Annotated in this window: 1 rRNA gene; it reads left to right on the top strand. The window is 48.0% G+C overall.

The features are described 5' to 3' along the window. The first annotated feature begins 186 nt into the window (after window positions 1-186). Window positions 187-1,708 (top strand): 16S ribosomal RNA (locus FN809_RS17555). Window positions 1,709-1,820 lie beyond the last annotated feature (112 nt).

Here is a 1,820-nt window from a genome sequence, read left to right as displayed (position 1 = left end):
ACTGTTCACTGACACAAAAGTTCTTTGAAAATATTGGAATGCACAAAAGGAAAAAAAAGTAGAGTGATTCTTTGAGCAAAACTCTTGTAAAGAATAATTAAGACTAAAGACAATTAGACAAAAGACCAGGAGACTAACATCTCTTGTCTCTTATCTAAAAATCTAATGTCTGTTAACAATTTTTATACAACGAAGAGTTTGATCCTGGCTCAGGATGAACGCTAGCGACAGGCCTAACACATGCAAGTCGAGGGGTAACATTGTAGCTTGCTACAGATGACGACCGGCGCACGGGTGAGTAACGCGTATGAAACCTACCTTTTACAGGGGGACAGCCCAGAGAAATTTGGATTAATACCCCATAGTCTTTAAATAGCACATGTTATTAAAAGTAAAGCTTCGGCGGTAAAAGATGGTCATGCGTGACATTAGATAGTTGGTGAGGTAACGGCTCACCAAGTCTGCGATGTCTAGGGGTTCTGAGAGGAAGGTCCCCCACACTGGTACTGAGACACGGACCAGACTCCTACGGGAGGCAGCAGTGAGGAATATTGGTCAATGGGCGATAGCCTGAACCAGCCATGTCGCGTGCAGGAAGACGGCCCTACGGGTTGTAAACTGCTTTTGTACGGGAAGAATTGTACCTACGTGTAGGTATTTGCCGGTACCGTACGAATAAGGATCGGCTAACTCCGTGCCAGCAGCCGCGGTAATACGGAGGATCCGAGCGTTATCCGGATTTATTGGGTTTAAAGGGTGCGTAGGCGGACTGATAAGTCAGCGGTGAAATTTTGCGGCTCAACCGTAACACTGCCGTTGAAACTGTTTGTCTTGAATTTAGTTGAAGTAGGCGGAATGTGTTGTGTAGCGGTGAAATGCTTAGATATAACACGGAACACCGATTGCGAAGGCAGCTTACTAAGCTATAATTGACGCTGATGCACGAAAGCGTGGGTAGCGAACAGGATTAGATACCCTGGTAGTCCACGCCGTAAACGATGATTACTCGTTGTCGGCCATACATCGTCGGCGACCGAGCGAAAGCATTAAGTAATCCACCTGGGGAGTACGTTGGCAACAATGAAACTCAAAGGAATTGACGGGGGCCCGCACAAGCGGAGGAACATGTGGTTTAATTCGATGATACGCGAGGAACCTTACCTGGACTTAAATGTAGGATGCATGGAGCAGAGATGTTCCTTTCTTCGGACTTCTTACAAGGTGCTGCATGGTTGTCGTCAGCTCGTGCCGTGAGGTGTCGGGTTAAGTCCCATAACGAGCGCAACCCCTATCTTTAGTTACCAGCACGTAGTGGTGGGGACTCTAAAGAGACTGCCGGTGTAAACCGTGAGGAAGGTGGGGATGACGTCAAATCAGCACGGCCCTTACGTCCAGGGCTACACACGTGTTACAATGGCCGGTACAAAGGGCAGCTACCTAGCGATAGGATGCTAATCCCCAAACCCGGTCTCAGTTCGGATCGGAGTCTGCAACTCGACTCCGTGAAGCTGGATTCGCTAGTAATCGCGCATCAGCCATGGCGCGGTGAATACGTTCCCGGGCCTTGTACACACCGCCCGTCAAACCATGGAAGCCGGGGGTACCTGAAGTCCGTTACCGCAAGGAGCGGCCTAGGGTAAAACTGGTAACTAGGGTTAAGTCGTAACAAGGTAGCCGTACCGGAAGGTGTGGCTGGAACACCTCCTTTCTGGAGAGAGTTTTATTATTGAGTAGCCAGTATGGAGTATCGGTTATCAAGATTTAATTATCAAGATAGCAGACACAAAATATAAGCCACTCCAAAGGACATTCTATTTTTT

Origin of the sequence: Saccharicrinis carchari, from assembly GCF_900182605.1 — a bacterium.
Taxonomy (GTDB): Bacteria; Bacteroidota; Bacteroidia; order Bacteroidales; family Marinilabiliaceae; genus Saccharicrinis; species Saccharicrinis carchari.
Note: the sequence above shows the minus strand (reverse complement) of the source record. Positions and strands in the feature narration are given on the sequence as shown.